At 60.5% G+C, this 21,932-nt stretch carries 25 protein-coding genes and 1 pseudogene; 13 read left to right on the forward strand and 13 right to left on the reverse strand.

Annotation, left to right across the window (positions count from 1 at the left end; translation table 11 throughout):
- The first annotated feature begins 13 nt into the window (after positions 1-13).
- The gene (locus ACI7M0_RS10105; RefSeq protein WP_020192949.1) at positions 14-460 is read left to right on the forward strand and encodes a hypothetical protein; all 447 of its coding nucleotides are present in this window, start codon (positions 14-16) and stop codon (positions 458-460) included.
- A gap of 506 nt (positions 461-966) precedes the next feature.
- On the opposite strand, the gene pbpG is transcribed toward ACI7M0_RS10105, so the two are convergent.
- Positions 967-1,893, reverse strand: a complete 927-nt coding sequence (gene pbpG, locus ACI7M0_RS10110; RefSeq protein ID WP_104961394.1) for a D-alanyl-D-alanine endopeptidase — start codon at positions 1,891-1,893, stop codon at positions 967-969.
- Between the two features lie 193 nt (positions 1,894-2,086).
- Positions 2,087-2,419, reverse strand: coding sequence for a tyrosine-type recombinase/integrase (locus tag ACI7M0_RS10115; protein ID WP_081273289.1), 333 nt, complete (start codon positions 2,417-2,419; stop codon positions 2,087-2,089).
- On the opposite strand from ACI7M0_RS10115, the pseudogene ACI7M0_RS10120 reads away from it, so the two are divergent.
- Positions 2,419-2,574: pseudogene (locus ACI7M0_RS10120) on the forward strand (DNA polymerase V subunit UmuC); the annotation flags it as partial. The gene ACI7M0_RS10115 and the pseudogene ACI7M0_RS10120 sit on opposite strands and share 1 nt — an antisense overlap.
- Positions 2,575-2,734: 160 nt before the next feature.
- On the opposite strand, the gene ACI7M0_RS10125 reads toward ACI7M0_RS10120, so the two are convergent.
- The gene (locus tag ACI7M0_RS10125) at positions 2,735-3,208 is read right to left on the reverse strand and encodes an isoprenylcysteine carboxylmethyltransferase family protein (protein ID WP_129933642.1); all 474 of its coding nucleotides are present in this window, start codon (positions 3,206-3,208) and stop codon (positions 2,735-2,737) included.
- Between the two features lie 21 nt (positions 3,209-3,229).
- Positions 3,230-4,123 carry an NAD(P)/FAD-dependent oxidoreductase gene (locus ACI7M0_RS10130; protein WP_129933641.1) on the reverse strand — a complete coding sequence of 298 codons (894 nt, stop codon included), beginning with the start codon at positions 4,121-4,123 and terminating at the stop codon, positions 3,230-3,232.
- A 111-nt stretch (positions 4,124-4,234) separates the two neighbouring features.
- On the opposite strand from ACI7M0_RS10130, the gene ACI7M0_RS10135 reads away from it, so the two are divergent.
- Positions 4,235-4,885, forward strand: a complete 651-nt coding sequence (locus tag ACI7M0_RS10135; protein WP_129933640.1) for a TetR/AcrR family transcriptional regulator — start codon at positions 4,235-4,237, stop codon at positions 4,883-4,885.
- Between the two features lie 993 nt (positions 4,886-5,878).
- Here the strand turns inward: ACI7M0_RS10135 and ACI7M0_RS10140 are convergent.
- Positions 5,879-6,553, reverse strand: coding sequence for a polysaccharide lyase family 7 protein (locus ACI7M0_RS10140; protein WP_010954604.1), 675 nt, complete (start codon positions 6,551-6,553; stop codon positions 5,879-5,881).
- Positions 6,554-6,787: 234 nt separating this feature from the next.
- Between ACI7M0_RS10140 and ACI7M0_RS10145 the strand changes: the two genes are divergently transcribed.
- Entirely contained in the window at positions 6,788-7,111 is a 324-nt protein-coding gene (locus ACI7M0_RS10145) for a DUF1654 domain-containing protein (RefSeq protein WP_129933638.1), read from the forward strand.
- 38 nt (positions 7,112-7,149) lie between these two features.
- Here the strand turns inward: ACI7M0_RS10145 and ACI7M0_RS10150 are convergent, their stop codons facing one another.
- Complete coding sequence (locus ACI7M0_RS10150; protein WP_104961397.1) at positions 7,150-7,974, reverse strand: S24 family peptidase; 825 nt, start codon at positions 7,972-7,974, stop codon at positions 7,150-7,152.
- Between the two features lie 164 nt (positions 7,975-8,138).
- Here ACI7M0_RS10150 and ACI7M0_RS10155 point away from each other — a divergent pair, with 164 nt between their 5' ends.
- A complete protein-coding gene (locus tag ACI7M0_RS10155; protein WP_129933637.1) occupies positions 8,139-8,453 on the forward strand; it encodes a chemotaxis protein in 315 nt (104 codons plus the stop codon).
- A gap of 90 nt (positions 8,454-8,543) precedes the next feature.
- On the opposite strand, the gene ACI7M0_RS10160 is transcribed toward ACI7M0_RS10155, so the two are convergent.
- The gene (locus ACI7M0_RS10160; RefSeq protein ID WP_010954600.1) at positions 8,544-8,726 is read right to left on the reverse strand and encodes a hypothetical protein; all 183 of its coding nucleotides are present in this window, start codon (positions 8,724-8,726) and stop codon (positions 8,544-8,546) included.
- Between the two features lie 94 nt (positions 8,727-8,820).
- On the reverse strand, positions 8,821-9,174 hold the full coding sequence (locus ACI7M0_RS10165; protein ID WP_003256193.1) for a hypothetical protein: 354 nt from the start codon (positions 9,172-9,174) through the stop codon (positions 8,821-8,823).
- A 161-nt stretch (positions 9,175-9,335) separates the two neighbouring features.
- Between ACI7M0_RS10165 and ACI7M0_RS10170 the strand changes: the two genes are divergently transcribed.
- Complete coding sequence (locus ACI7M0_RS10170) at positions 9,336-10,157, forward strand: shikimate 5-dehydrogenase (protein WP_020192075.1); 822 nt, start codon at positions 9,336-9,338, stop codon at positions 10,155-10,157.
- Positions 10,158-10,214: 57 nt separating this feature from the next.
- Here ACI7M0_RS10170 and ACI7M0_RS10175 read toward each other — a convergent pair whose 3' ends face one another.
- From ACI7M0_RS10175 to ACI7M0_RS10185, 3 genes are all read right to left on the reverse strand, one after another.
- The gene (locus ACI7M0_RS10175) at positions 10,215-10,457 is read right to left on the reverse strand and encodes a hypothetical protein (protein WP_003256190.1); all 243 of its coding nucleotides are present in this window, start codon (positions 10,455-10,457) and stop codon (positions 10,215-10,217) included.
- Between the two features lie 97 nt (positions 10,458-10,554).
- Positions 10,555-11,082, reverse strand: a complete 528-nt coding sequence (gloA, locus tag ACI7M0_RS10180) for a lactoylglutathione lyase (protein ID WP_129933636.1) — start codon at positions 11,080-11,082, stop codon at positions 10,555-10,557.
- Between the two features lie 224 nt (positions 11,083-11,306).
- Positions 11,307-11,666: a histone-like nucleoid-structuring protein, MvaT/MvaU family gene (locus ACI7M0_RS10185; RefSeq protein WP_010954596.1), complete on the reverse strand. Its 360-nt coding sequence runs from the start codon at positions 11,664-11,666 to the stop codon at positions 11,307-11,309.
- A gap of 361 nt (positions 11,667-12,027) precedes the next feature.
- On the opposite strand from ACI7M0_RS10185, the gene ACI7M0_RS10190 reads away from it, so the two are divergent.
- Both ACI7M0_RS10190 and cobF read left to right on the forward strand, forming a co-directional pair.
- The gene (locus ACI7M0_RS10190) at positions 12,028-13,317 is read left to right on the forward strand and encodes an OprD family porin (RefSeq protein WP_129933635.1); all 1,290 of its coding nucleotides are present in this window, start codon (positions 12,028-12,030) and stop codon (positions 13,315-13,317) included.
- Positions 13,318-13,384: 67 nt separating this feature from the next.
- Positions 13,385-14,134: a precorrin-6A synthase (deacetylating) gene (gene cobF, locus ACI7M0_RS10195; protein WP_129933634.1), complete on the forward strand. Its 750-nt coding sequence runs from the start codon at positions 13,385-13,387 to the stop codon at positions 14,132-14,134.
- A 69-nt stretch (positions 14,135-14,203) separates the two neighbouring features.
- On the opposite strand, the gene ACI7M0_RS10200 is transcribed toward cobF, so the two are convergent.
- Positions 14,204-14,554 carry a response regulator gene (locus ACI7M0_RS10200; protein ID WP_010954593.1) on the reverse strand — a complete coding sequence of 117 codons (351 nt, stop codon included), beginning with the start codon at positions 14,552-14,554 and terminating at the stop codon, positions 14,204-14,206.
- 247 nt (positions 14,555-14,801) lie between these two features.
- Between ACI7M0_RS10200 and ACI7M0_RS10205 the strand changes: the two genes are divergently transcribed.
- From ACI7M0_RS10205 to ACI7M0_RS10225, 5 genes are read left to right on the forward strand one after another with little or no spacing between them, the layout of a single operon-like run.
- Positions 14,802-18,269, forward strand: coding sequence for a response regulator (locus tag ACI7M0_RS10205; protein WP_129933633.1), 3,468 nt, complete (start codon positions 14,802-14,804; stop codon positions 18,267-18,269).
- A complete protein-coding gene (locus tag ACI7M0_RS10210; RefSeq protein WP_010954591.1) occupies positions 18,266-19,087 on the forward strand; it encodes a protein-glutamate O-methyltransferase CheR in 822 nt (273 codons plus the stop codon). Before ACI7M0_RS10205 ends, ACI7M0_RS10210 begins: the two co-directional genes overlap by 4 nt.
- The gene (locus tag ACI7M0_RS10215; protein ID WP_014590523.1) at positions 19,084-19,659 is read left to right on the forward strand and encodes a chemotaxis protein CheB; all 576 of its coding nucleotides are present in this window, start codon (positions 19,084-19,086) and stop codon (positions 19,657-19,659) included. Before ACI7M0_RS10210 ends, ACI7M0_RS10215 begins: the two co-directional genes overlap by 4 nt.
- Entirely contained in the window at positions 19,653-20,879 is a 1,227-nt protein-coding gene (locus ACI7M0_RS10220) for a hybrid sensor histidine kinase/response regulator (RefSeq protein WP_129933632.1), read from the forward strand. The genes ACI7M0_RS10215 and ACI7M0_RS10220 overlap by 7 nt, the downstream gene beginning before the upstream one ends.
- Before the next feature lie 44 nt (positions 20,880-20,923).
- The gene (locus ACI7M0_RS10225; RefSeq protein WP_003256176.1) at positions 20,924-21,301 is read left to right on the forward strand and encodes a response regulator; all 378 of its coding nucleotides are present in this window, start codon (positions 20,924-20,926) and stop codon (positions 21,299-21,301) included.
- 48 nt (positions 21,302-21,349) lie between these two features.
- Here the strand turns inward: ACI7M0_RS10225 and ACI7M0_RS10230 are convergent, their stop codons facing one another.
- Positions 21,350-21,931, reverse strand: coding sequence for a TetR/AcrR family transcriptional regulator (locus tag ACI7M0_RS10230; RefSeq protein WP_129933631.1), 582 nt, complete (start codon positions 21,929-21,931; stop codon positions 21,350-21,352).
- Position 21,932 lies beyond the last annotated feature (1 nt).

The following is a 21,932-nucleotide window of genomic DNA, read 5'->3' on the forward strand; positions in this document are numbered from 1 at the left end:
GCAGGGAATCGACATGAGCGGCATCACGGCAAGCAACCTGATGATCAATGGTGTTTCAGCGCAGACGCTGAGCGCGAACGCAGCAACCGAGCGTGAACAGGCGAAACAGGCCGGTGAGGCGGTGGGGCCGTTGAGCGTCAGCAGTGACAGCATGAAGGTGTCGGTGGGTAGCCAGGCGCAATCCACCGACGCTGAAGGCAGTGGCGAATCGGGGGCTGTGAGCGAGCTGCGTCAGTTGATCAAGGATCTGCAGAAGCAACTGGCAGAAGAGCAGAAACAGCTGGCGGCATTGCAGAACAGCAAGATGGACGAGGCTGCCAAGGCGGCAGCGATAGGTGCCAAGCAGGCGAGCATTGCCACCCTCAACGGGCAGATCATGGCGGCCACGGCGCAGTTGCTGGAGCTGTTGCAGCAAGAGGGCGGCAGCAGTGCAGGCGGTATGGTAAGCGCTACGGCCTGACTGGACATGCACAGGCCGCTGTAGGCGCGGGTTTACCCGCGAATGGGCCAGGCCTGCTGGCCAATTTCCACCCGCCGTTCACCGTTGCCGCCGCGACCGTATTCGCGGGTAAACCCGCTCCTATGTATGCACAGGCCGCTGTAGGCGCGGGTTTACCCGCGAATGGGCCGGCCCTGCTGGCCAATTTCCACCCGCCGTTCACCGTTGCCGCCGCGACCGTATTCGCGGGTAAACCCGCTCCTACACATGCACAGGCCGCTGTAGGAGCGGGTTTACCCGCGAATGGGCCAGGCCTGCTGGCCAATTTCCCCCCGCCGTTCACCGTTGCCGCCGCGACCGTATTCGCGGGTAAACCCGCTCCTACACCTGATTGGGGGTGGATACACATTGGTGATTGGGCGCAGGCCGTCGTAGGCGCGGGTTTCCTCGCGAACACGGGCGAAGCCCGTGCTATCCACCGCGTGGTCTGTTTCGCCAACAAGCCCGCACGTTTCAGGATATGGCGGTCATTCGGCCGCCAACCGCCCCTTGTTCTGCCGGTCGGCCTTGTACTGCATGGCCACCGCCGGTGCCGGCTTGGCGCTACCGGTTTCCAGCCATTGACGCATGCGGCTGGCATCGGCGAAGTGGGTGTACTTGCCAAAGGCATCGAGAATGACCATGGCCACCGGGCGGTTGTCCATGCGGGTCAGCAGTACCAGGCAGTGCCCGGCCTCGTTGGTGAAGCCGGTCTTGGTCAGCTTGATATCCCAGTTGCTTTTGTTCACCAGGTGGTCGGTGTTACGGAAGCCCAGGGTGTAGTTGGGCTTGCGGAAGGCGACGGTCTTTTCGCGCGTGGTCGACAGCTCGCTCAGCATGGGGTACTTGCGCGAGGCCATCAGCAGCTTGGCCAGGTCGCGGGCAGTGGATACGTTCTGCGTCGACAGGCCGGTCGGCTCAACATAGCGGGTATGGGCCATTCCCAGGCTGCGGGCTTTGGCATTCATTGCCTTGATGAACGCCGGATAGCCGCCGGGGTAGGCGTTGGCCAGGCTGTTGGCCGCACGGTTTTCCGACGACATCAGGGTAATCAGCAGGGTTTCGCGGCGGTCCAGTTGGCTGCCCAGGCGCACGCGCGAGTACACGCCTTTCATTTCCGGGTTGTTGGCAATGGTCATGGTGAGCATTTCATCCATGGGCAGCTTGGCATCCAGCACCACCATCGCCGTCATCAGTTTGGTCACTGAAGCAATCGGCACCACGCGGTCGGCATGGCTTGAATACAGCTCCTTGTTGCTGTTCAGGTCGATCAGCAGAGCGCTGCCTGAAGCCAGATGCAGTTTGGATGGGTCACGTTGAACCTGGGCCGGGGGTTGTGCAGCAGCAGTCGACGGAAGGGTCGCGGTACCTGTGAGCAACAGCAGCAGGCTGAGGATGGACAGGGATGTTTTCACGTTGAGGCTCACTAAAAGTTGGTATGTCGTTGGCTGTGCAAGGGTTTTCCCCCTAAAACCGATGCATTTTGGAGTATGGCTGAATTGCTGTCGAATGCCTTATGACTAAAGGGCGCAAGGTGAACGATATTTAATCCTGTACCCATTACGTTCTTTTCCAGCTTCGCCAGTTCCGTCCAATCGTTGGCAGAATTCAACCACTTGGCGTAGGTCGAGAGAAGCACCTGCACCGAGCGCCCAAGCTGCCCAGCAATGAACGCTGGATTCGTGGTGACGAGCCAGAAGGTTGGAAAATGAATGGCGACTCCGTCGAGACGCGGCGCTTCTGCTTCGAGCGGTATTGCGCGATCTCTCTGGCCCTTGCCAGTGCGCCAAGAGCCCGGCTGTTCAACATTACGGTGCGGGTGTATTTCGTCTTGGTCCGCTCGACTGCCTGCTTTTCAACCACGATCCGGCAGATGTGAGCCGTCTTTTTCTCGACGTCGACCTCATCCCAGCGCAGCGACATAATCTCGCCTGTGCGCATACCCACCCTGCGACACGCTGCTGATGACCCGATTTGCCTCAGAGGCGGTCGACCGTATCTTCAGGCCCGGTTTTCGGTACAGCAAGGCAGAGGTGCTGCTGATGGACTTGCGGCAACCCGGTGAGTTGGCAGAGGACTTGTTTGCGCTCAAGCAATGAGTGGCTGCATTCGACCTACATCTGCCTTTAAAAAAAGGACAGCTAACGGCCAAAAGCGGCCCTTGATTATCTACGAAATCAGGGCCCATTCAGTAGCCGTGGAAAGAAAGTCGGTGTTGGTTATCAGAAAATCCCGCAGGCAGCAGTTGCGGAATAGTCAGAGCCAGCGGCGAACCTCGGCCTTGTAGCGGCGGTAGTCGTCGCCGAACTTGGATTCGAGATAGCGCTCCTCGCGGGCGATTACCTGTTTCTGGATCACAATCAGCACCAATGGAAGCAAAGCCAAGGCGATTGCTCCGTCGAAGCCGACCGCAATGCCGGCATAGACAAGCGCCATGCCGAGATACATGGGATTGCGGGTCCACCGATAAGGGCCGGTCGTTGCGATGAGGGTCGTTGGTCGCGACGGCGGAATGTTGGTGCCCAGACGCCGGAACAGCCCCGCCGCCGCAAGCATCATCACCGCGCCGGCAGCGAACAGCAGCGCGCCCGTCGCGACCAGCAACCACCGGTCGATGCCGAAGTAGCTCAGGGCGACGAGCCGATCCGCCGCCAGCCCCAACAGCAACGCTCCTAGATAGATGAAGGGCGGAGGTAAGCGCACCCCCGCGCTGTCCGGTTCGACGGCCATGTTCATTTCCTCTCTAAGCGCTCAAGCCAGCATCGACTGCTGGGCAAAAATACCCGCCATCGCGCCCTGCGATGATGCCTGGGTGACCGAGGGCAATATGGGCGTGGTGAGATCGCCGGCGGCGTAGATGCCGGGTGTGCTGGTTTGGCGGCGTTCGTCGACCTTGAGGACGACGCCGGTTGGCGTATCCATCGTGGCGAGGCCCAGCGATTCATGCAGGTTTGCGGATGGCTTGTTGCGCGGATGAGCAAACAGGATGTCGACCGCAACAGTGGAGCCAGTGTCGAGATTGACAGTAGCGATATGCCCTTGGTGATGGGCGATCTCGACGATCCGCCCGTCGATGACAGATATGTTGCGGTGAGCCAGATCGGCCTGGATATCAGGCGCAATGTCGTGACCATCGGCAAAGACAGTCAACCTGTCGGTCCAATCGAGGAACAGCCTGACCTGGTTGTGAGATTGCGGGCCGGACCACACGAGGCCCCAATGTTGCCCGGCGACTTCAAAGCCGTCGCAATAGGGGCAGGGGACGATGGACGTGCCCCAGCTCTCGGCAAAGCCTGGAACATCAGGCATCTGATCTGCGACGCCATAGCTTAGGATTACGCGGCGGGCCTTGAGGCTTTCGTGATCGTCAGTGACAACGCAGAAATCGTCGATTACGCCAGAAATTTTCTCCGCCCGGGCATTGACCAGCCTGACCGTTGGATAGCGCGCTAACTGCTGCCGCGCCGCGGCCAGGATTTCCAGCGGCGGTGTGTGATCGTGACCAAGCAGACCATGTGAATGGCCGGCAAAACGGTTACGCGGGCAGCCGGTATCGAGAACCATGACCTTGCGACGGGCACGGCCGAGCTGTAAAGCGGCGGCGAGACCGGCAAAACTTCCGCCGATGATGATGACGTCATTCATGGTGATGGGCTCCGCTGGAGGGCAGGTTGAAACCTAGCCTTTGAATTGCAAATTTAAGATACCGAATGGTATCGTATACCTTAAATAAAGATACTGCAAAGTACTAATATCATGTCTGAGACCATACAGGGCCGGCGCGGCCGGCCCACCAACGAGGCGCTTGCCCAAACGATACTCAACGCCGCGAGCGAACTTTTTGTGGAATTGGGTTTTCAAGCGACGACGTTGGACAAGGTCGCCCAGCGGGCGAAGATATCCAAGCTCAGCATCTATAGGCGCTTCGAGAACAAGGAGGCGCTGTTCAGCGCAGCCATCACGGCTGGTTGCCAGCAGTCGTTTGCACCACAGGCCCTGCTTGAAGGTGCCGAAGGTTCGGTCGAAGACCAGCTTATGACGGTGGGAACATCACTGCTGCGCACGCTGTTGAGACCAGACGTCAGAAGTATCGAAGCCATGGTCATGGCCGATAAAACGAGTCAAAGCGCCTTGAGCAAGCGTCACTACGAAGCCGGCGCCGCTCATGTCATCGCCGACATCGAGACCCTTTTGCGCCAACTTCACGCGAAGGCGCTTCTCAACGTGCCCGATCCTCTCCAAGCCGCCCGCTTGTTTGCCGCGCTCTTCAAAGGGTCCGATCTACTGATGATCGCCCGCTTCGATCAGGCGAGAGCAGAGGACGAAAACGAAATTGAATCCTACTGCCGGTCGGCCGTCGCCATGTTCATAGCCGCGCACGGTCGCAGCGACCGCGCAAGTGGATAAGCATTTAATTGCCCCAGGGCAGCTTGGCCTTGGCTTGGTTTTGCGCTTCAGGGTTCGCAGCGGAATCACAGGCTGCGTCCGATAACTACGCAGTACTGACGCAAGTGCTCAGCATCGCAGCCTGAATCGACCATAGACTCGGAGACTCCTTCAAGCTGCTGGCTGCTATTGACCGTTTGCTGTCCTTAGCGAGAGACCGCTTTGGGTCGACAGCGGACTGTGGGAGGTGGCTGTAGCTGACGACCCAGGATGGATCTTGGTTGGCTGAGCGCCTGGATGGGGGAATAAAGCTGTCTAAAACCGCCCGAAAGCGTCTCGGTTTTATTGGGCCAAAGTCGCTGAAACTGGCTGAACCCTATTAGACAGGCCAGATGCTCAGGCCGCTTGCGGTGCGGTCTGAGGCTAGATTCCCACGCTACTGCTGCATTGCCGGGATGTGCTGGATGGACGTACAGCCGGCGCGTACCAATTTTTGTACCAATGGCTATGTCTTTGAGTGGGATGCAGTTCAGCGAAAGGTCTCGGTATTGAGGTTCTCGCCCGTGTCCGGTGATCTGATATAAAACCTTTCTGGACAGGGTAAGCGCACACTTGATGTAGCTCAGAGCTTCTGAGCATTGAGAGGTGCGTATGACCATAGATAGGGATGGAATGGATTGTGATCAGCAGGCTATCAGGCCGGCTGAAAACAATGGTCCGCCAGGCAGTCAAGACTCGGAAGGTAAAAGGGAGCAGCCCGGGGATCGCGACGATTCCGCACATAATCGGCCCTTTCGAGGCAGGCAGAGACCAGGCCCGCCGGACCCATCGCGGGCATCCAATGCCGAGCGTTATAGTTATCACAAGCGCCCACTGGAGTAACTGCCAGTACAGTGTGTAAAGGCTGGCGGAAGTACTGTTCAGCCCAGCTGATAGAAGCCCAGCCCCGCGCTGGGCTTTTTGCATTCATGAGACGCCATGAGGGCTTGTGATAGCAGGGCTGGGCATCGACGTTCAGCGATGGATGAGCGAGAGCTCGCTGATGATGCAGATCGAGCCGTCCTCGGCGGGCGTTGCGTCGGTGTAGTCGACCTGGTTGTAGACCCCGCCGTGGAACTCGAACAGGCGTGAAGCCCAGGTACTGTCGAGCTGCAAATCGCCCGACGAAGCGGATACCCCGTTGCATTCGGCCGTCACGGTTACCACGCCTTCAGACGTGGTGTGAATGCTGATGTTGAACGTCGCACCCAGTGGCACCCCCTTCAGGACTGTGGAATTCACCGGGTCGGTCTGGTTGAAGGTGCGCCGAAACCCCAGGGTGATGTTGCCCTTGTTCCAGAACACCTTTACCGGCGGGCCGTCGTCCCCGCGTACGTGCATCTGGGCGATGACCACCTTCTGCGCCGAGTTGACCTTGGTCAGCGTCATTGTCTGGCGATTCCAGTGATCCTGGGCGCTGGCCAGCGTCCAGTCTTGCGTTTCCGTCCATTCGCAGCGTGTCCTGTGGGTGCTTTTGCTCGAAGCTCCTTTGGTTGGGGCTGAGAACTGGATCGAGCCATCGCTGAGCACCGTCACAATGCTGGGAAAGCGGGCAATCGCTTCAGCACCGTTCAGCTCCAGAGCAACGGGGTTGGTTGAGGAGACGGCTACCGGCGTGGCGATGGTGAGGTGGCTGATATCTACGGCCATGGGGAACTCCTGGCGAAAAGGTTTGAGTGGCATAGCCGCCGTACAAGCGACGGCTGAACATAAACTTAGCCTCAAGCTAAATCATGGTCAATAGCTTGTGGCTAAATTAATTTCGCTTCACGGGAAATTACCTACTGGCGAAATTTTCCTCAGTGGGGGGCTTTACGCAGGATTTGGCGGTGAGATAAGCTTTTGCTGAGTGCTGTACGAATATACAGCTATCAGGATGAGAATATGGCAAGCCACATGAAGTCGGAACCCCATCAGCGCCAGGAAATGACCGGATTAGAGCGGCTTAGCCTGCGGGTATCGTCAATGATCAACCACCCGCTCGCACAGACGCAGCGCTGGGTAGTGGTGCACCGTCTGGATAGCGACGGTGAAGCGGAATGGGAGGAGGTGATGGGCCAGCTGCTGGAAATGCCCGAGTTGCAGCTGACGTTCAATGATGACGCTAGCGTGACGGTGCGATGGGCGCGCAGTAGCGTGGAAGAGCGTGATGATTTTATCGTCGAGCGCGACTGCGAGGCTCAGGTCGAGGAGGCTGCACCGTTCTGAGCTTCAGCAAAAGCCCGCTGGTCAGGGCGGGCTTCGGTTTATACAAGGTGGGCATTCCACACCAGCAGGACCCTGGCCTGTATGTAGGTCTCTTCTCGACGAATCATGCGGTCTTTGTGCCGCGAGTTGTCGGAGATCATCTCGAAGTGGTCCTCGTCCGCGATCTGTAGCCGCTTGATGTAGATGTGGTCGCCCCAGGAAAAGAAGTAGATACCATCGCCGACGAATTCGCGGATGCTGACGTCGACGATCAGCGGGTCGCGGTGCCTGATGGTCGGCTCCATCGACTGGCCCCAGCCGGTCACCATCTTCAGGTGATGGTGCTCGCTGAACGTCACGCCCAGTTCGCGCAGGTGGCTGGGGCTGACGCGAACGTCCTTGAACATCTCGGGGTAGTCGTGGGGGATCTGGCCGCCACCCATGGCTGCCCGCACGTCATAGTGGGCGATCCACACTTCGTCACCGACCAGGCCGGGGCGAAGCGGCTCGGCCTCCAGCAGCGTGGCATCTGCAGGCTCTTGCGCCGCTGCCAGTAGCCTTTGCCGGGTTTCTTCGGAGATACCTTTGCCGCTTCGGGCAAGCATCTGTTTGACCAGGTCGGCTGCAGAGAGCTTGTTGTCACCTGGCTCGACAGCCGCTTGCATGTTTTCGCCTGGCGACAGCGCGTCGAACCAGCCCCGTGGCAAGCCTTCGATGCCCTCGATGCGACGGGCCACGTCATCGCCCAGGTTTTTCACGGTCTTGTCGGAAAGGATCTGGCTCAGGTGTGCAGGCGCCATCCCCCAGCGCTCTGCGCAGGTCCCCTTTCTCTGGCTGCCGATCAGTTTCACCAGGTTGTGCTTGCGAATTTGGTAGATGTCCATGGGGTGAAGCATGCCAGTGTTTAGCTTGCTGCTAAATGTGCGCATGGCTAAATCTGCTCTTGTCGTGTTGTTAGCTGTAGGCTAAATTAAGCGCACGAACAAGGAAAGCTGACGAGACATTTTTCTCCAGGGCTGATCACATCATCATCTGTAATGAGGTTCACATGGATCCGACCGACCTCGGCCCGGGTACCGTCACTTGGCTGGGCGGTACGGGGACTGTATTGCTGGGTGCGTTTCTGTGGCTGCGTAAATGGTTGTCCAGGGATGCAGTCGACCGCGCGACGGACACCGCAGAAATTGCCGTCATCCGCCACCTGACAGAGCTGCTGGACATCGAACGGGATGCTCGAAGGGAGGCGCAGGCAAAAGCTGATCTGCTCACCAAGGAGCGAAACGAGCTGGTGATGACCGTAGGCCGGCTGCAAGGCAAGGTCATGGTGCTGACCAGTAAGCTGGGAAGTAGCGGCCAAACATGAGGTGGCAGCCCGGGCAATCCGTGAAGAAAAAAAAGCCCGCCAAATTGGCGGGCAACAAGGGCGTAGGGAGCAACGCACAACAAATTCGGTTCAGGCAACCAAAGTGCCTGGTTGCAACTGTTCGGCCAGTGCCTGGGCTGAGGCGCGGGTCGGCATCGGGCCGCTCACGGCTTCGCCGTTGCGAACCAGGTACCAGCACGCCAGCAGGCCCTGCTCACGCAGTGAGGCGGGAACGGCGCTACCGACAACGGACATGATCTGGATAGTGGCCATGGGGACCTCCTTTAAAACATGGCTCTACCATACGCAGCAGCCGGATCTGTTTGAAATCAACTTCCTCGATAGTGATCATTGGTCCTGTCAACCTTTACCAGCGCGGTGGCCCGTAATACACCGGCGGCGGCCCATAATAGGTGCGGTAGCCCGGTGGCGGCGGGGGAGGCGCGTAGTAGGGCTGGTAGTACACCGGCTGTGGAGGCGGTTGTACGTACACCGGCGGCGGCGCGTAATAGACCGGCTGGCGCTCGACATACACCGTACGGTCATGGCCGCCATAAACCGTCGCCCCCACCACGGCGCCGACCACTGCCGCACCCAGCAGGGGCCCCGGCCCATACCAACCACCGTGCCCATGGCCGCCATAGCCGCCGTGAGCTGCTGCAGGCCCGCTGATGGCCAGGGCACCGACCAGCAGGACGATTCCGGGAATGAGACGGTTCATAAAACAACCTCGCAGGAAAACCCCACGTCCGGGGCCCTGTTACTATGACTCCGGTCTCTGTCAGCTGAGCACAGGGGAACGGTAAAGGTTGTGTAAGGGACGACCAGTGGCTGACTCTGTTACGCTGAATAAACGTTTCAGTCATGACCAAGGAGCCTGTTATGCCGACAACTCCCAGCCGGGACACCGTGCTTTGCATCTCTCTGGCCGGTCGCCCCGGCACCTTCGGCGTGCGCTTTCACAACCACCTGTACCAGCAGTTGGGCCTGGACTTCTACTACAAGGCCATGCGCACCGATGACCTGCCGGCGGCGGTGGCAGGGATCCGCGCCCTGGGTATTCGCGGCTGCGGGGTGTCGATGCCGTACAAGGAAGCCTGCATGGCCTTGGTCGACGAAATCGATCCCTCGGCGGCGGCCATCGAGTCGGTCAATACCCTTGTCAATTGCAATGGCCACCTCAAGGCTTACAACACCGATTACCTGGCCGTGCGCCAATTGCTGGCTCAGCATCAGGTCGATCCGGGCACGGCCTTTGCCCTGCGAGGCAGCGGGGGCATGGCCAAGGCCGTGGCCAGCGCCTTGCGCGATGCCGGGTTTGCCGAAGGCATCATCGTTGCACGCAACGAGCAGGCCGGGCGTCAGTTGGCGGATGTCTGTGGTTATCGCTGGGTGCCTGAGCCAGGCGACATTTGCCCGCCCATGCTGGTGAACGTGACGCCGATCGGTATGGCAGGCGGGCTGGAGGCAGAAGAGCTGGCGTTTCCCGAGCACGCCATCGCGGCGGCGGAACGGGTGTTCGATGTGGTGGCGATGCCGGCGCAGACGCCGTTGATTCGCCGGGCTCAGGCGTTGGGCAAGCCGGTGATCACTGGGCTGGAGGTCATTGCGCTGCAGGCGCTGGAACAGTTCGTGTTGTACACCGGGGTAAGGCCGACGCAGGAGCAGGTGGATGCGGCGGTGGCATACGCGCGGGCTACCTAGTTAATACTACCCCCCTTCGCAGCTCCGGCGGCGAAGGGGGGTACAGGCGAAACCGGATCAGAACACCTCGTGCCCGTTATCCAGCTGTTTGTCGACCAGTGCGCGGCCATGGGCCAGCGACACACGCTGCGCATTTTCAAGGTCGGAGAAGAATTGCATGGGCATCGACATACGCTTGCTGGTGTGCCCGTCAGGTGCCGTGATCAGGCAGCCGGCGGCATAGGGCAGGGGTGAGTCGGGATGGGGCATCACGCTGGCAGTGATGGTGTGCTCGCGGTATTCACAGTGAAGAGATTGCATCGTCCTTACCTCGCTGTGGTATGTGAAGCAGTTACCTTCATATACCACAGCAAGAGGCCGGGAGTTCCCGGCCTGACGAGCGCGCCGCGACGAACGCTTAGCCTTCGAGCTCGGTTGGCTGGATCACTTCGATCCAATAACCGTCCGGGTCCTTGACGAAGGCCAGATGGTTCATGCGGCCGTCCTGCAGGCGTTTCTGGAACGGCACTTCCAGTTCCTCGAAGCGCGCGCAAGCGGCGCGGACGTCGGGTACCGAAATGCAGATGTGGCCAAAGCCGCGTGGGTCGGTGTTGCCATTGTGGTAGGCGAAATCGGCATCGTTTTCGGTGCCATGGTTGTGGGTCAGCTCCAGCACGCCAGGGATCGACTTCATCCACTGGTGGCGGGCGTTGTCATCAGCGGGGATCTGGGCAGGGTCGACCAGGGCCAGGAAGTACAGGCTGAAAGCGGCTTCAGGGAAGTCACGCTTGTCCACCAGGCGGAAGCCCAGCACGCGAGTGTAGAAGTCCAGCGACTTCTCGATGTCCTTGACCCGCAGCATGGTGTGGTTGAAGACGAACTGGGCGGTGGCGGCGTCAGGTTGCGCGGTGACGCCAGGCAGGGTTTGCAGATCGTGCAGGCTCATGGGAACTCCTGAGACGGGGCCGGGCGCAGGGCGCCGGCAAAACAGACAGGCTGGCCATGATACGGCAGTGCGCCGATTGCGCAAATGAAAGCGCCCTGCAAAGGCAGGGCGCTGAAATTAGAGGCCCGCATGTGCGGGCGCGTGATGGGGTCGCTAGTCCTTTAGCTGTTTCGATACTGAGCCAGTCCTTGTGAAAAAAGTGTGAAGCCTATGTGGGCATTTCATCAGCGTACCCAGCTTTCTACCGTGGCGGCCCCATACTGTTCTTTCCAGGCCTTGAGGCCACGGTGGTTGCCGCCTTTGGTCTCGATGCGTTCGCCGGTGTGCGGGTTCTGATAGACCTTGACCACCCGCGGGCGGCGTTGTTGCTTGGGGGGTGTGCTGGAAGCGCGGGCCACAGCCTTCGGGTCGAGGATGGCGATGATATCGCGCAGGCTCTTGTCATAGCTTTTCATCAGGCCGACTAGTTTCTGCTCGAATTCGATTTCGCGTTTGAGGCCGGCATCCTTTTTCAACGCTTCCAGTTGCGCCATCTGTTCCTGGAGCGCTTTTTCGGCAGCACGAAACTCTGCAAGTCTGGACACTGTAATCACTCCTGTACGTCGGTCGTGGCAGGGCGTGACGAACATTGAAGACGCGTAAAAACGCCGGCCACGCAGTTGGGTTTCACTGTTCGCTGATATCGAGTGTAGTCATTCATGGCTACTGGGTAAACTGCTAACTTTTTGCAAGTAAGGCGGGAACTTTCCTAGTTTTGCGCGCGGTATTTTCCGATTTTTCTGCGGTTGCACGACAGAGGGCCTAGACCATGGTCCAATGGCCCGCGCCAGAGCCTTTGCGCGATCATTTCAGATGATGGCCGACTTATGTTCGGACCTGCCGCAGTACCGTGGCCAACACGTGCCACAGGTTGTTAACTCGTCTTCATTCTGGATGTTTCCTCGCATGTTTTCCCCTTTCCCCCTCGCCCCTGGGCGCCGTGTTACCGGCCTGTTTCTATTGTGTGCCGGTGTCAACGCCCAGGCTGCCGGGTTTCTTGAAGACGCCAGTGCCAAGATCGAAGCACGCAATGTCTATTTCAACCGCGATTTCCGGGACGGTTACAGCAGTTCCAGCCAGGGCGCATCCAAGCGCGAAGAGTGGGCACAAGGCTTTATCCTCAATGTGCAATCGGGTTATACGCAAGGCCCGGTAGGTGTTGGTGTGGATGCACTGGGCATGTTCGGCTTCAAACTGGATTCCAGCCCGGCCGACAGCAACAGTGGATTGCTGCCCTCGTCTGGCCACGACCCCCGGCACTCGGCCGACCAGTATGCGAAGATGGGCCTGGCGGCCAAGGTCAAGGTGTCCAATACCGTGCTCAAGTACGGTTCGATGATGCCGGATGTGCCGTTGCTCAAGTACAACGATGGCCGTCTGCTGCCGACCCTGTTCCATGGGGCCATGCTCACCTCTGAAGAACTGCACGACCTGAAGTTCACCCTGGCTCGCCTGGACAAATACACCGCTCGGGATTCCACCGACCGCCAGGACATCCGCGTGCACTGCAAGAACAAGCGTTATGCCTGCGATACAGAAGCCGACCACTTCGACCTGGCCGGTGTCGACTACCGTTTCAACGAGCGTTTCAGCGCGCAGTACCAAGTGGCCAAGCTGGAGAATATCTACCGCCAGCACTTCCTCGGCCTGGTGGCCAGTCAGCCGCTGTCGGTGGGCAGCCTGTCGGCTGACATGCGCCTGATCAAGAGTGATGACATCGGCAATGCCCGTGCGGGCGATATCGACCATCGCGCCTTCAGCGGCATGCTTGGCTACAGCCTCGGTGGCCACAAGCTCAGCGCCGGCTGGCAGCGCATGTATGGCAACAGTGCCATGCCGTACCTGGATGGCAGCAACCCGTACTTGGTCAACTACGCCCAGGTCAATGATTTTGCCGCTGCACAGGAGCGCTCCTGGCAAGTGCGCTATGACTACGACTTCAAGGCGCTGGGTGTACCCGGCCTGACCTTCTTCACCCGTTATATCAACGGCGACAATATCAAGGTGCCGGGTAGCAGTGTCGAAGGCAAGGAGTGGGAACGCGACACCGAGTTCAAATACCAGGTGCAAAGTGGCACCTTCAAGGATGTCAGCGTACGCCTGCGTAATTCCACTTACCGCAGCACCTATGAACGGTGGGCGCGTGACATGGATGAGACGCGGGTCATTGTCAGCTACAACTTCTCGATCTTCTAAGCAGCTGCTTTGCCAAATACCGGTAACCGCCTGACAATGGTGGCGGGTTCCCGCAAAGGGCAGGGCAATGAAAGACCTGTTGTTGATCGGTATCGGCGCGGGTGACCCGCGCCAGGTCACTTATGAAGCGGTCGATGCGCTGCGCAGTGCCAGCGTGTTCTTCGTGCTCGACAAGGGCGACGACAAAGATGAACTGGTGCGCCTGCGCAAGGCCATTCTGCAGCGCTATCGCCCCGAAGGTGGTTATCGCCTGGTGCCGGTGGTCGACCCGTTGCGCGATGCGCAGGCGCAAGACTACCTGGGCGCGGTGCAGAACTGGCACCGGCAGCGTGCTGCGCTGTATGCGCGCCTGATCGAGGAGGAAATTGGCGACGGTGAAACAGGTGCCTTCCTGCTGTGGGGCGAGCCCACCCTCTACGACAGCACCCTGCGCATACTTGACCTGGTTCGCGACCAGGGCGTGACGCTGCGCTTGCAGGTCATCCCTGGCATCAGCAGTGTGCAGGCGCTGGCGGCGCGGCACCAGGTGCCGCTCAACCGCATCGGCGAGCCCCTGACCGTGCTGCCGGGGCGACGCCTGGCCGAGCAGGGGGCTGTCGACAATGTGGTGGTGATGCTCGACGGGCAGTGCGCCTTTGCCGGGCTCGATGACCCGGCGTTGACCATCTACTGGGGCGCGTACCTGGGGACCGAGGATGAAGTGCTGATTGCCGGGCCGTTGCAGGCGGTGAAGGCGCAGATACTGGAAGTGCGCGAGCGGGAGCGGGCGCGCAAGGGGTGGATCATGGATACCTATCTGCTGCGCAGAGAGCTGTGAGGTGGGTTGCCTGTGTCGGCCTCTTCGCGGGCAAGCCCGCGCCTACGAGTGAAACAGGCGCCGCCGTGCTCAAGGGGTACCCAGAATACCCACCACCGTGTCCCGCAACTGGTCGATGCTGAACGGCTTGCCGATCAGGTGCATGCCCTCCGGCACATTGAAACTGTCGGCGTAGCCGCTGGCGAACAGCACCGGTAACAGTGGCCGCAGTTCGCGCGCTTTTCCCGCCAGCTCCTCACCTCGCATGTCCGGTAGACCCACGTCGGTCATCATCAGTGCCAGTGCCTGGCTGGGGTCTTCAAGTACACGCAGGGCGGCTGTGGCGTCTTCTGCCTCGATGACCTTGTAGCCCAAGTCGTCGAGCACTTCGACCATCAGCATGCGTACGATGTCGTCGTCTTCGACTACCAGAAGGTGCATGGTTCAAATCCTGTACAAATGAGTGTCTTTAATCTGTGTACCGCGCGGCATCAGAAGTTCCCGAGGATACCGCTCCATGCAAATAGATGGAACGATTGCCGAACGCTACCTTCAAATACTGGCTCAATGCCCTGCCAGACCCGTCAAAGCTGGTTAGACTCGCATATCAGGACAGGCAGTGGCAGATAACAACAACGACGGATCGGCCACTCTTTTCAATGGACTTTTCTAGCTCGGGCGTTTTCTCATGATTCAAGCAGCCTCGATGGACCAGCGAAGCTTTCGCAAGCTGTTGAGCCGCAACATCGGCCTCCCCCTGGGGGTTGGCCTGCTGGGGGCCGTGGCCTTCGTTGCGGTGATCAATTACCTGCTTTCGGCCATGCAGTGGGTCGAGCACACCGACCGGGTGATCGGCAATGCCAACGAAGCGGTCAAGCTGTCGATCGACATGGAAACGGGCATGCGCGGCTTCCTGATCACGGGCGACGAGCGCTTCCTTGACCCCTACGAGGTGGCCAAGCCACGTATTCTCGGCAGCCTGCAAAGCCTGCGCAGCATGGTCGAGGACAACCCGCAGCAGGTTGACCGTATTGACCGGCTGATGGCCTTGCAGCAGGCCTGGAACGACTTCGGTAACGAGATGATCAGCCTGCGCCGCAGCCAGGGCGATTACCAGGCCTCGATCGGCAATGGCCGGGGCAAGCGCATCACCGATGAAATCCGCAAGGAGTTCGATGACCTGATCATTACCGAACAACAATTGCGCATGGCCCGTAACGAAAAAGTCAGTACCGTCACCGTGACGGCGATTTCGGCGTTCGTGCTGTTCATTGTCGGCCTCAGTGCATTGCTGGCCTACCTGGGCCGTCGTGACCTGCTGGCACTTTCGGCCAACTACGCTGAAAACCTGCAAGCCCAGCAACGCTCGGCGCAGCGCCTGGAGCACCAGGCCTGGTTGCGCACCGGCCAGACCCAACTGGCGCAGCAGGTACTCGGGCAGCTGACCTTGCCCATGCTTGGCGAGAACATCCTGCGCTTCTTTGCCTCTTATCTGGGCAGCGTGGTCGGCGCCGTGTACGTGCGCGACGAGCATGGCCGGCTGGTGCGTGTGGCCTGTTATGGCCTGAGTACCGAAGAGCAGGCCCGCGAGCAGATCGAGTCGGACCACCATGGCCTGTTGGCCCAGGCGGTCCGCGAAGGCCGCTTGCTGCGCCTGGAGGAACTGCCCGAAGATTTCTATCGCTTCAGTTCCGGCCTGGGCAGCGGCTTGCCGCGCAGCGCACTGCTGATGCCGGCGACCGAAGACGGGCAGATCAACGGGGTGATCGAGCTGGGCTTCCTGCGCCCCTTGCAAGAACGGGATGAAGAGCTGCTGGAGCGGGTCGGCGGCAACCTGGGCATGTCGATCGAGAGTGCCCGTTATCGCCAGCGCCTGCAGGAAGTGCTGGCCGAAACCCAGCAACTCAATGAAGAGCTGCAGGTGCAGCAGGAAGAGCTCAAGACTGCCAACGAAGAGCTCGAAGAGCAGTCACGGGTGCTCAAGGAGTCTCAGGCCCATCTGGAAACCCAGCAGGCCGAACTCGAGCAGACCAACGAGCAGTTGTCGGAACGCACCGAAGCGCTGGACCGCAAGAACGATGAACTGAGCCAGGCGCAGCTGGAGCTGCAGGCCCGTGCCGACGACCTGCAGCGATCGAGCAAGTACAAGTCCGAATTCCTCGCCAACATGTCCCATGAGCTGCGCACGCCGCTCAACAGCTCGCTGATCCTGGCCAAGCTGTTGGCAGAAAACGCTGAAGGCAACCTCAGCGAGGAGCAGGTCAAGTTCGCCGAATCCATCTACTCGGCCGGCAACGATCTGCTCAACCTTATCAACGACATTCTCGATATCGCCAAGGTCGAGGCCGGCAAGCTTGAAGTACGGCCCGAAACCACCCAGGTCGAGCGCCTGGTCGAAGGCTTGCGCGGCATGTTCCAGCCGCTTGCCGGTCACAAGGGGCTTGCCTTCGAGGTCAAGGTCGAGCCGCAGGTACCGGTCACGCTGTTCACCGACCGTCAGCGCCTGGAGCAGATCCTCAAGAACCTGTTGTCCAACGCCATCAAATTCACCGAGCGTGGCCAGGTCAGCATGAACGTCAGCTTCCAGGCTGACAGCGGTATCGTGTTCGCAGTCCGTGACACCGGCATCGGCATCGCGGCCGATCAGCAGCAGGCGATCTTCGGCGCCTTCCACCAGGTCGATGGCACCAGCAATCGCCGTTATGGCGGCACTGGCCTGGGTCTGTCGATCTCCCGTGACCTGGCGCATTTGCTCGGAGGCCAGATCAATGTCGACAGCAGCCCCGGGCAAGGCAGCGTGTTCAGCCTGATTCTGCCGGAGCGCTATGCCGCCGAGGCCGAAGACGTCGAACCGCAAAGCCTGCGCCCGGCCGTCGATGCGTTGCCGCCTGCACCGCAAGCGCCGCTGGCCGCTGCTGTCACGCGCCCGGCGCCGGCCTTTGCCGACGACCGCGAGCGGGCCCCTTTCGATACCCGCTGCATTCTGGTGATCGAAGACGAGCCCAACTTTGCCCGCATCCTCTTCGACCTGGCCCATGAGCTGGGCTATAGCTGCCTGGTGGCCCATGGCGCCGACGAAGGCTTCGAGCTGGCAGCCCAGTACATTCCGGATGCGATCCTGCTGGACATGCGCCTGCCCGACCACTCGGGCCTGACCGTCCTGCAGCGCCTCAAGGAGCAGGCCAGCACCCGCCATATCCCGGTGCACATCATTTCGGTGGAAGACCGCGTCGAGGCGGCCATGCACATGGGGGCGGTGGGGTATGCGGTCAAACCCACCAGCCGCGAGGAGCTCAAGGAGGTGTTCGCTCGCCTGGAAGCCAAGCTCACGCAAAAGCTCAAGCACATCCTGCTGGTGGAAGACGACGACCTGCAGCGCGAGAGCATCGCCCGGCTGATCGGCGACGACGATGTCGAGATCACGGCCGTCGCCATGGCCCAGGATGCACTGGCGCTGTTGCGCCAGAACATCTACGACTGCATGATCATCGACCTCAAGCTGCCAGACATGCTCGGCAACGAGCTGCTCAAGCGCATGACCGCCGAGGATATCCGCGCCTTCCCGCCGGTGATCGTGTATACCGGCCGCAACCTCACCCGCGAGGAAGAAGCCGACCTGCTCAAGTACTCACGCTCGATCATCATCAAGGGCGCACGTTCGCCGGAGCGCCTGCTGGACGAAGTGACGTTGTTCCTGCACAAGGTCGAATCGCAGCTGTCCAACGAGCGTCAGCGCATGCTCAAGACCGCGCGCAGCCGCGACAAGGTGTTCGAGGGCCGCAAGGTGCTGCTGGTGGACGACGATGTGCGTAATATCTTCGCCCTGACCAGCGCCCTGGAGCACAAGGGCGCCATTGTCGAAATCGGCCGCAACGGGCGCGAAGCCATCGAGCGCCTGGAGCAGCACGACGACATCGACCTGGTGCTGATGGACGTGATGATGCCGGAGATGGACGGCTTCGAGGCCACCCGGCTGATCCGCCAGCAACCGCGCTGGCGCAAACTGCCGATCATCGCCGTGACCGCCAAGGCCATGAAGGATGACCAGCAGCGTTGCCTGCAAGCCGGTGCCAATGATTACCTGGCCAAGCCGATCGACCTGGACCGCCTGTTCTCGTTGATCCGTGTCTGGCTGCCGCAACTGGAGCGAATTTGACTAGCGAACGCAACACCGACATCGAGATCCGACTGCTGATCGAGGCGATCTACCTCAAGTACAGCTACGATTTCCGCAATTATTCCGGCGCTTCGATCAAGCGCCGGATTCTCCACGCGCTGCGTCAGTTCGATTGCCTGACGGTGTCTGCGTTGCAGGAGCGCGTCCTGCACGACCCGGGCATGTTCATGCAGTTGCTGCAGTACCTGACGATCCCGGTCAGCGAGATGTTCCGTGACCCTGACCACTTCCTTGCCGTGCGCAACGAAGTGGTGCCGCTGCTGCGCACCTGGCCGTCGATCAAAGTCTGGATCGCGGGCTGCAGCACGGGGGAGGAGGTGTATTCCATGGCCATCCTGTTGCGTGAGGAAGGGCTGCTTGAACGCACCATCATCTACGCCACCGACATCAACCCGCATTCGCTGGACAGGGCCAAGCAGGGCATCTACTCGATGCAGAGCATGCGCGAGTACGAGGAAAACTACCGCCTGGCCGGTGGCCGCCGTGACTTCGCCGAGTACTACACCGCCGCCTATGGCAACGCCATCATGGACAGCAGCCTGCGCGACAACGTGACCTTCGCCGACCACAGCCTGGCCACCGACAGCGTGTTCTCCGAGACCCAGTTGGTGTCGTGCCGAAATGTGCTGATCTACTTCAACAAGGACCTGCAGGATCGGGCGCTGGGCCTGTTCCATGAGTCGCTCTGCCACCGCGGTTTCCTGGTGCTGGGTAGCAAGGAGTCGGTGGACTTTTCGGCCTACAGCGATCGTTTCGAGCCGCTGGTCAAGCCCCAACGGATCTTCCGTAAATCATGAGCGGCGTACGCGCAGTGGTGATCGGCGCCTCGGCCGGTGGCGTGGCGGCATTGTTCCAGGTGCTCGGCACGCTGCCATCGGCGTTCGCCATACCGGTGCTCTGCGTGCTGCACCTGCCGGACGACCGCCACAGCCAACTGGCTGGCGTGCTGCAGCGGCGGCTGCATCGGCCGGTATGCGAGGCACGTGACAAGGAGAGCATCAGCAGCGGGCAGATCTATGTGGCGGGGCCGGGTTACCACTTGTCGGTGGAGCGCGACCTGACGCTGTCGCTGAGCCAGGAAGAACCCGTGCACTTCTCGCGCCCGGCGATCGATTTCCTGTTCATCTCGGCGGCCGATGCCTATGGCGATGGCCTGCTGGGTGTGCTGCTCACCGGGGCCAACGAAGACGGCGCCAGGGGCCTTGCCTACATCAAGAACAATGGGGGGCGCACGATCGTCCAGGACCCTCGTGACGCACAGGTTGCCCTGATGCCGGAGGCCGCCCTGGCCCAGCACCAGCCCGACCATATCCTTACTCTGAGCGGTATCGGGCAGTTGCTCGCGACCCTGGAATACAGCGCATGCTAAGCCACACCACCGCCAAACTGCTGATTGTCGACGACTTGCCGGAAAACCTGCTGGCGCTCGATGCCCTGATCCAGGGCGAGGACCGCGAGGTGCACCAGGCACAGTCTGCCGAGGCTGCCTTGTCGTTGCTGCTCGAGCACGAGTTCGCACTGGCCATTCTCGATGTGCAGATGCCGGGCATGAACGGTTTCGAACTGGCCGAGCTGATGCGCGGTACCGACAAGACCAAGCACATCCCGATCGTCTTCGTCAGCGCGGCGGGCCGCGAAATGAATTATGCCTTCAAGGGCTACGAGAGCGGGGCCGTGGACTTTCTGCACAAGCCGCTCGACACCCTGGCGGTAAAAAGCAAGGTCTCGGTGTTCGTCGACCTGTTCCGCCAGCGCAAGGTGCTTGGCCGGCAGCTGGAAGCCCTGGAGCAGAGCCGCCAGGAACAGGAGCTGCTGCTCAGCCAGCTGCAGGTGGCACGGTGTGAGCTGGAGCACGCCGTGCGCATGCGTGACGACTTCATGTCGATCGTCTCCCACGAGGTGCGTACGCCGCTCAATGGCCTGATCCTGGAAACCCAGTTGCGCAAGATGCACCTGGCACGCGGCAACCTGGAAGCGTTCAGTGTCGACAAGCTGCAGGCCATGGTCGAGCGCGACGAACGGCAGATCAACAGTCTGATCCGGTTGGTCGAGGACATGCTCGATGTTTCGCGCATCCGGACCGGTAAACTGTCGCTGCGGCCCAAACTGTTTGACCTGGGCCAACTGGTGCGTGGGCTGGTGGAAAATTTCACGGCTCAGGCCATGGCCCTGGAAACACACATCGAATTGCAGCGTTGCGAAGCGCTGAAGGGGGAGTGGGACGAATTCCGGATTGAACAAGTAGTGGCCAACCTGTTGTCCAATGCAATGCGTTACGGCGAGCGCAATCCGGTGCAGGTGCGGGTGTTCGAGCAGGGCGGCATGGCCTGGGTGCAGGTGCAGGATCACGGTATCGGTATCAGCGCCGCCAACCAGCAGCGGATCTTCCAGCAGTTCGAGCGGGTCGCTGCCCAGCAGGCCAGCGGAGGTCTGGGCTTGGGGCTGTACATCTCCGAGCAGATCGTCCAGGCGCACGGTGGCCGGATACAGGTTGAAAGCGAGGAGGGCAAGGGTGCCACATTCACCCTGCAATTGCCGCTGGCAACATTCAAAGAACAAAACGACCAGGCGCGGGCAACCTCTGTGTAAGCCTGGGGTCTGATGGCCAACTGTAAGTATTTCAAGGCGTTAACATGAGTGAAGATGCACAAGATGTGGTTCTGGTCGTCGAGGATGAACCGGCGATTCGCATGATTTTGCGCGATTACCTGGCGGGTGAGGGGTACCACGTCCTGGTGGCTGAGGATGGCGAGCAGGCGTTTGCCATCCTGGCCAGCAAACCGCACCTGGACCTGATGGTGACGGACTTCCGTTTGCCGGGTGGGATCTCGGGGGTGGATATTGCCGAGCCCGCGGTGAAGTTGCGGCCCGACCTGAAGGTGATTTTCATCAGCGGCTACCCGGCGGAGATTCTCGAATCTGGCAGCCCGATCACCCGCAAGGCCCCTATCCTGGCCAAGCCGTTTGACCTGGATACCTTGCACGAGCAGATCCAGTCGCTGTTGCGCTGAGGCATCCGGCCTCTTCGCGGGGCAAGCCCGCGCAGAGGCCCTGGCAGGCTAGCGCAGCGTCCGCTCAATCCCGCCGACCAGCAAGTTTTCCATCAGCTCCAACCCCTGCGCTTCAGGCATTGCTTTGAGCAACCCCGGCAGCTGGTTGAGAAGCGTCGCCAGTACATGCGCTGTGGCGTCCAACGCTTGCCCTGGCAGTTTCGCTTGCGGTGCGATCAGGCGCAGCAAACCTGCCTCATAGCGCTTGCGCAACGAGGCCAGGTGCGCCTGTTGCGCCTCACTCAAACAACACAAATCCCGTTCGGCCAGCCGAAACTGCAGCGGCCGCTCGGCATGCAGCTGCCAGTGCGCAGCAATCAGGCAGCTCAACGCCGATGCCCCACGGGCCATGGCCCGGCGGGCCTGGTCCAGGGTGGCCTGCAGCTCTTCGTACAACTCTTCGATCAAGTCGTACAGCAGGTCCTGCTTGCTGGGAAAGTGATGGTACAGCGAGCCGGCGGTCAGCCCCACATGGGCCGCCAGCTCGCGCATGCTGACCTGGCCAAAGCCCTTTTCGGCAAACAATGCCATGGCCCGGTCACGTCGCTCCTCAAAGTTGGCACAGCGCATTGCGGCATTGACCGGGGGCATG

This window comes from Pseudomonas sp. 10(2024) (assembly GCF_045164175.1).
Taxonomy (GTDB): Bacteria; Pseudomonadota; Gammaproteobacteria; order Pseudomonadales; family Pseudomonadaceae; genus Aquipseudomonas; species Aquipseudomonas alloputida.